This is a genomic window from Prosthecobacter sp., from assembly GCF_044373815.1.
GTDB lineage: Bacteria > Verrucomicrobiota > Verrucomicrobiia > Verrucomicrobiales > Verrucomicrobiaceae > Prosthecobacter.
Window position 1 is genome coordinate 1 of record NZ_JBIPNG010000409.1, and the last position, 6,079, is coordinate 6,079.

The 6,079-nt window shown below is 60.9% G+C and carries 10 protein-coding genes and 1 pseudogene; 9 read left to right on the forward strand and 2 right to left on the reverse strand.

What is annotated here, in order from left to right; translation table 11 throughout:
- The 4 genes from gspG to ACIREA_RS24535 form a co-directional block, all read left to right on the forward strand.
- The coding region (gspG, locus tag ACIREA_RS24520; protein ID WP_397384967.1) for a type II secretion system major pseudopilin GspG at positions 1–351 on the forward strand (351 nt) is incomplete at its 5' end.
- A gap of 4 nt (positions 352–355) precedes the next feature.
- Positions 356–754, forward strand: coding sequence for a type II secretion system protein (locus tag ACIREA_RS24525; protein ID WP_397384968.1), 399 nt, complete (start codon positions 356–358; stop codon positions 752–754).
- Positions 751–1,131, forward strand: a complete 381-nt coding sequence (locus ACIREA_RS24530; protein ID WP_397384969.1) for a type II secretion system protein — start codon at positions 751–753, stop codon at positions 1,129–1,131. Before ACIREA_RS24525 ends, ACIREA_RS24530 begins: the two co-directional genes overlap by 4 nt.
- Positions 1,131–1,724, forward strand: coding sequence for a type II secretion system protein (locus tag ACIREA_RS24535; protein ID WP_397384970.1), 594 nt, complete (start codon positions 1,131–1,133; stop codon positions 1,722–1,724). The genes ACIREA_RS24530 and ACIREA_RS24535 overlap by 1 nt, the downstream gene beginning before the upstream one ends.
- Before the next feature lie 2 nt (positions 1,725–1,726).
- Here the strand turns inward: ACIREA_RS24535 and ACIREA_RS24540 are convergent, their stop codons facing one another.
- A complete protein-coding gene (locus ACIREA_RS24540; protein WP_397384971.1) occupies positions 1,727–2,389 on the reverse strand; it encodes a YoaK family protein in 663 nt (220 codons plus the stop codon).
- Between the two features lie 146 nt (positions 2,390–2,535).
- On the opposite strand from ACIREA_RS24540, the gene ACIREA_RS24545 reads away from it, so the two are divergent.
- The 5 genes from ACIREA_RS24545 to ACIREA_RS24565 all read left to right on the forward strand — a co-directional run bounded on the left by ACIREA_RS24545 (position 2,536) and on the right by ACIREA_RS24565 (position 5,330).
- Positions 2,536–2,847, forward strand: coding sequence for an ArsR/SmtB family transcription factor (locus ACIREA_RS24545; protein ID WP_397384972.1), 312 nt, complete (start codon positions 2,536–2,538; stop codon positions 2,845–2,847).
- Between the two features lie 15 nt (positions 2,848–2,862).
- Entirely contained in the window at positions 2,863–3,345 is a 483-nt protein-coding gene (locus ACIREA_RS24550; protein WP_397384973.1) for a DUF6428 family protein, read from the forward strand.
- Positions 3,346–3,353: 8 nt separating this feature from the next.
- On the forward strand, positions 3,354–4,031 hold the full coding sequence (locus ACIREA_RS24555) for an MIP/aquaporin family protein (protein WP_397384974.1): 678 nt from the start codon (positions 3,354–3,356) through the stop codon (positions 4,029–4,031).
- A gap of 30 nt (positions 4,032–4,061) precedes the next feature.
- On the forward strand, positions 4,062–4,568 hold the full coding sequence (locus ACIREA_RS24560; protein ID WP_397384975.1) for an arsenate reductase ArsC: 507 nt from the start codon (positions 4,062–4,064) through the stop codon (positions 4,566–4,568).
- Positions 4,569–4,721: 153 nt separating this feature from the next.
- Positions 4,722–5,330 (forward strand): hypothetical protein, encoded by a 609-nt coding sequence (locus tag ACIREA_RS24565; protein ID WP_397384976.1) that lies wholly within the window; start codon positions 4,722–4,724, stop codon positions 5,328–5,330.
- 294 nt (positions 5,331–5,624) lie between these two features.
- Here ACIREA_RS24565 and ACIREA_RS24570 read toward each other — a convergent pair.
- Positions 5,625–6,079: pseudogene (locus tag ACIREA_RS24570) on the reverse strand (hypothetical protein); the annotation flags it as partial.

The window sequence follows — 6,079 nt, forward strand, 5'->3', positions numbered from 1 at the left end:
CTCATTCTCGGAACCGTGGCCTTCATGGTGCAGGGCATCGAGGGCGATGCCGAACACGTCACCACGGGTGCCAAGATCAAAGGTCTCGAAGTCGCGCTGACCTCCTACAAGATCAGCAATCTTACTTATCCCACGCAGGAACAGGGACTTGAGGCACTGGTGTCGCGCCCCACGGCAGACCCGAAGCCCAAGCGCTGGAACCAGCTCGTCAAACCCGACGGCATCACCGACCCCTGGGGCCGCAAGCTGGTGTATCGCAATCCCGGCAAGCACAACGCAGGAGGTTATGATGTCCTCTCCCTCGGTGCAGACGGATTGGAGAACACCGACGATGATATTGGCAACTGGTAGCCAAATGAAGGCGTTCACGCTGCTGGAGATGATCGTGGTGCTCGCCATCGCGTCCCTCGTCATTGGCATCGGAGCCGGAGCCGTGCAAAAGCTCACCGAGGAGCACGAACTTCTCCGCGTGGCGCATGACGCTGAGCGCGTCCTGATGCAAGCCATGACCCGAACCCTCAACACCGTGCAACCTCAGTCCGTTGATTTGAGCAGCCTGAGTCAGAAGGCCAAGCTCACCGTGCGCCATTCGGGCAGTGAGACGTTTGTTTCTACCACCAACCAGCATCTGCGGCTACGACCCGGCGGACTTTGTGAACCGCTGACACTGCGTTGGCAAAACGGTGCAAACTGGGTCAGCGCCACGCTTGATCCACTGACAGCGGGGTTCCAAGAACTGGAGGAAAACCCGTGAAAAAACGACGTGGCTTCACCCTGTTGGAAACGCTGCTGGCGCTGATGGTGTTCAGCACCGCCGTGGTGGCATTGGTGGAAGCCGTGCACCAACTGGGCGAGCACACCCTGCTGCGCCGGCATGAAGCGGCGGTACAGGAGCGCATGCGGTCGCTGCTGGTGGAACATACGCGCAGGCCGGATGACATTGAGGAAGTGAAACTGCAGGAGGGTGATGTGAGCTACACCGTGACGCACACGCCGCTGGAACTGAAGGATCGAGATGGGCAGCCGCTGGCGGGATTGTTTGAGGTGCGCGTGACGGCTGCATGGCTGGAAGGCCGGACACAGCAGCAGGCCAGCGCTGAAACCTGGGTGTATCCGCCGCTGTTCCGCTGATGAAAAAACTGCGCCAGTCATCTCGAGCGAAAGCATTCACCCTGCTGGAGGTGATCATCGTGCTGGCGATCACGGCGCTGGTGCTGGGCGCGGTGTATTCCCTGGCGCAGGGCACGCTGCTGCTGGCGGATGATGTGCGCCGGGCGGAACGCCGTGACGCACGGATGCAGGCCTTTGCCACGTTTTGCGAGCATCTGCTGGCGGAGCTGCCCGCCAACGCGCTGCTGACTCTCAGCACCACGCAGAAAGGCGGGCAGTACCTGACCCGGCTGGAGCTGGAGCATGTGCGATCCCCGTTTGATGAGACACCGGACTGCCGCGTGGTTTTGTTTACACAGGACCAGCCTGGAGGTGGCCTACGGCTGATGCTGACGTGCCAGGATAGCAGCGTTGTGCTGTTTGAAGATCTGGCGGAGTGTGAGTGGCGTGTGCTGCCGCTTGGTACGCAGCAGTGGGCCTCTTTTTGGTCTGATGGTGGAACGCATCCGAAGCTGATGAAGCTCATGATGGCGCAGGCGGGGGGAGAGGCGAGCGAGCGGGTGTTCTGGATCGTGCCGGCGGCGGCGGTTGAGGTGACGCCGACGGTGCGTTGAGTTCACTTGCGGCGCATGTGGGCGTAGAGGGTGTAGCCTGCGGCTGCCATGCCTGTGAGCGCGGCGGGGATGTAAAGGGTGTTGTAGGAGTAAACGTCGAAGAGCAGAGTGCCGAGCACGCCGCCGAGCATGAAGGAGCCGACGAGGGTGGCGTAGAGCCGGACGCGTTTGACATCCACGCTGAGGCCGCGCAGCCAGTGGCCGAAGGCGGCACCGAGATCGGTAAACATGCCGGAGACGTGCGTGGTGCGCAGCACGGCACCGCTGTAGGTGCTGGCCATGGCGTTTTGCAGGCCGCAGGCGGCGGAGGCAAAGTAGCTGGCGAGGCCGTTGTTTGAGCGCATGAGTGACGCGGCGACCATGAGGAGCAGGCTTTCGATCAAGAGCGCAAATCCATAACGTCGACCGAGTTTGAGCGCATCTTTCTGCACGATGAAGCCACTGAGCGCAGCACCGGCCACGAAGGAGAGCAACACCATGCCGAGATCCGACAGTGCCGGGAGGTCAAGATGCGCGACGGCCAGGGTGAACAGCGTGGTGCTGCCGGTGACGTGGGTGACGGCCTGATGGGCGTAGCTTTTCAGGCCCACGGCATTGACCATGCCGACGTTTCCCGCCAGCAGCGCTCCGCCTGCCCATGCCCATTTTTCGAGTTTGTTGATCATTCCTTTGCTGCTTTCTCCGCAAGCGGGAAAGCGGACCCTACACCACCTGCGCCTGCAATTCGAACAAATGTCACACGCCGCACAAAAGAAAGCGCTTGATGAGGCGCTTCTATTTGGTTATTTAGCCAAATAACCAATTGATACCAATGCCTGCAAGCAAGACAGTTTCCAGCAAACGAGCCGCCGTGATCAAGGCGCTGGCGCATCCTTCGCGGCTGCTGATCGCCGAGGCTCTGATGGATGGCGAGATGTGCGTGTGCGACCTGAAGGATCTGGTGGGCGCGGACATGTCCACGGTGTCCAAGCACCTGAGCATGATGCGTCAGGCCGGGGTGCTGGTGTCTGACAAGCGCGGGCTGAACATTTACTATCGCCTGGCCTGCGACTGCCTGGGGGATTTCCTGCGCTGCCTGGACCAGCTGGCACCGAAGAAGGCCACCACCAAACCCTGCTGCTAACTGCTTTTTACTACCATGAACATCACCGAATTTCTCTCCCTCCTGAATGCGCATGCGGACAAGCCGCTGCTGTTTGTGCTGCCGGATGGCGGCATGATCCCCGCGCACTATCACGTCACGGAAGTGGGCCATGTGATGAAGAACTTCATCGACTGCGGCGGGACGCGGCGCACGCTGGAGACCTGCCTGCTGCAAACGTGGGTGCATGATGATGTGGACCACCGGCTGCTCTCTGGCAAGCTGGCGGCGATCTTTGAACGTGCGGACGATGTGCTGCCGCACCACAACCTGCCGGTGGAGATTGAATACGAGGACGGCGTGGTGGCGCAGTTTCCGGTGGAGAGCGCGGAGGTCATCGATGGCGCGCTGGCGTTTCATCTGGGGCTGAAGCACACGGACTGCCTGGCGCGTGGGATCTGCCTGCCGGGTGAATGTGCGCCTGCGCCGAAACTTGAGGCGGCTGCTTCCTGCTGCACGCCGGGCTCCAAATGCTGCTGAACTATTCCATGAAAAAACTTCTCGCTGAATTCCTCGGTACTTTCACGCTCGTCTTTGCGGGCACGGGTGCGATCATTATCAATGCCGCGAGCCACGGGGCCATCGGGCATGCGGGCATTGCGCTGACCTTTGGGCTGGTGGTGCTGGCGATGATTTATACTTTTGGTGATGTGAGCGGCGCGCATTTGAACCCTGCGGTGACGCTGGCTTTTGCGGTGGCACGGCGCTTTGCGTGGCGTGAGGTGCCGGGGTTTCTTGGTGCGCAGATCAGCGGTGCGCTGGCTGCCAGCCTGCTGCTGCGGGTGCTGTATCCGCAGGATGCCACGCTGGGGGCGACGCTGCCGGCGGGATCTGAGATGCAGAGCTTTGTGCTGGAGCTGGTGCTGACGGCGATGCTGATGCTGACGATTTTGAGCGTGTCCACCGGGGCCAAGGAAAAGGGCATCACGGCAGGGATTGCGATCGGTGGTGTCATTGCGCTGGAGGCGATGTTTGCGGGTCCTGCCTGCGGTGCCTCGATGAATCCTGCGCGCTCGCTGGCGCCTGCGCTGGTCTCCGGGCATCTGGAGCATCTGTGGCTGTATCTCGTGGCGACGGTACTCGGTGCGCTGATCGCGGTGCCGCTGTGCATGGGCGTGCGTGACAGCGGCTGCTGCGGTGGCCGGTGCGCGCCTGCTGCTGAATGATTTTATTTCCTTTTACCCCTACTTCCCCCCATGAAACACCCCACTATTCTTATTCTCTGCACGGGCAACTCCTGCCGATCCCACCTTGCTGAAGGCATCCTGCGCCGCGCGCTGGGCGAAGGCTACACCGTGGCCAGCGCCGGTTCCAAGCCTGCGGGCTATGTGCATCCTCTTGGCATCAAGGCGATGGAGGAGATCGGCATCGACATCTCGGCGCATCATTCGAAGCATCTGAATGAGTTTCTCAATCAGGACATCGAAACGGTGATCACGGTGTGCGGCAATGCGGACCAGGCCTGCCCGATGTTTCCCGGACAGGTGAACCGGCACCACTGGGGCTTTGATGATCCTGCACATGCCACGGGCACGGAGGAGGAGCAGATGGAGGTCTTCCGCCGCGTGCGCGATGAGATCCGCGCGGTGTTTGAGTCCTATGCCTCGGGCCGGCAGAATCAGGCGGCACTGGCGAAGACGGTGCCCACGCTGGCCGCGCAAGCGTACAGCGACGGGCATCAGGATGAGAACAAGAAGAAGTGAACAGGGACTGCCGCCATGAATGTTTTGAGACTTTGCGGAACTGAAGGATTGAGGGGGCACGAGGCTCGTGCCGCCTCGTTTCGTGCTTATGGATACCAGATTATGGTATTTGTAATGCTTGCTGCTGGCACGGCTTTTGGGACGCCGACGGGGTTGAACAACATCCCCACGGCGGACACTGTGCCGCACCGGACGGTGGCGGTGCAGTACTTCAGCAGCTTTGGCGGGGCGAACCAATTTGCGACGAGCGGACCGGGCAAGACTTCGGACTGGGCGGGCTTTAAGACCGGGTGGGATTTCAAGCCGCTGCATGTGGAGTGGGGTCTGGACAGCGCGCTGGGCACGGGCTACTCGGGGCCGCTGGTGTTTCAGACGAAGGCACGGATTCAGCCGTGGGAGGATGGGATGTTTGCGCTGGGTGTGGCCGGTGTGGCGCTGACGGACACAAGGCGTGCGGGCGATCCTTTTACTTACGCGATGCTGTGGCATGATTTCCATTTCGTGCGTTTGCATGCGGGCTACGGACTGCAGACGAATGGCGACAGCTACCTCTTTGGCGTGGACCGCACGTGGAAGCTGTTTGAGCGGAATTTGAATCTGAATGCGGACGTGGTGCAGTCGCGCGATCAGCATGGGTACATCACGGCCATTGGGGCAAAGTATGACCTGAGCAGGCACATCGTGCTGGAAACGTGGGCGAACTTTCCGGATCGGGACCGCGTGAGCGTGATCGCGAAGATCAATTTTGTGTTCACGTTTTAGGAGACGGTTTCAACCTCCATTTTTCAAACCTGAGCTGGGGAGTCGGTGTATTTCGGCCCGCATCGAACTACTTCGGCGTGGAGTGCGGCGGCGTTGAATGTTGTTTTCGAGAGTTTCGTTTCGAGGGCGGGCTGCTGTGGAAAGGGGCCGGTATATTTTGTCAAGTATTTGCACACTGACCCCCTTTTGGGATTGTGGCGGTGGCGCGGGTATGAGCGGGCACGGACCGGGACCGGGGGAGCGTGATCGCGAAGATCAACTTTGTGTTCACGTTCCAGGAACGGTGCACCCGAGTCACTGAGGTGTCGGGGGCGGCGGAGAGGCGAAGCGAGCGCGTGCGGGAGCGGCCGAGGTGGAGGCCGGGGATGAGGATGAAGGCTCTGACACCGGCGGTGGCGCAAACTGGCGGGAGGCGACCACTGCGGTGGATGGAGGAGGGCCGGGCTTGGTCCCGGGCAGAGGAATCGAAGGTATGACGAGCGTTCTGTTCGCAGACTTTCCAGCAGGTTTTGCGGCAGCCATACGGCTGGTTTCAGTGGCGGAAACTTGAGCGAGGTAGTTCGAATCGTAGGTGAGCACGGCAGCCTCTGAACCGAGCACGACATCCACCTGACATGCATTGCGGCTGCTGGAGAGATGAAAGGACTTCAGGTGCATGCCACTCTGAGCGGGCTGGTCTTTGCGCAGGAGGATGCGTTCGTTGGTCTTGGTGTTGACGACGACGATGGTGGGATTGTCCGCGGCGCCGT

Bases quoted from the DNA above. Each gene is read 5' to 3' on its own strand.
- ACIREA_RS24545 (WP_397384972.1), top strand. From the start codon at position 2,536: ATGCCTGCAAGCAAGACAGTTTCCAGCAAACGAGCCGCCGTGATCAAG.
- ACIREA_RS24540 (WP_397384971.1), bottom strand. From the start codon at position 2,389: ATGATCAACAAACTCGAAAAATGGGCATGGGCAGGCGGAGCGCTGCTG.
- ACIREA_RS24560 (WP_397384975.1), top strand. From the start codon at position 4,062: ATGAAACACCCCACTATTCTTATTCTCTGCACGGGCAACTCCTGCCGA.
- ACIREA_RS24555 (WP_397384974.1), top strand. From the start codon at position 3,354: ATGAAAAAACTTCTCGCTGAATTCCTCGGTACTTTCACGCTCGTCTTT.
- ACIREA_RS24550 (WP_397384973.1), top strand. From the start codon at position 2,863: ATGAACATCACCGAATTTCTCTCCCTCCTGAATGCGCATGCGGACAAG.
- ACIREA_RS24525 (WP_397384968.1), top strand. From the start codon at position 356: ATGAAGGCGTTCACGCTGCTGGAGATGATCGTGGTGCTCGCCATCGCG.
- ACIREA_RS24535 (WP_397384970.1), top strand. From the start codon at position 1,131: ATGAAAAAACTGCGCCAGTCATCTCGAGCGAAAGCATTCACCCTGCTG.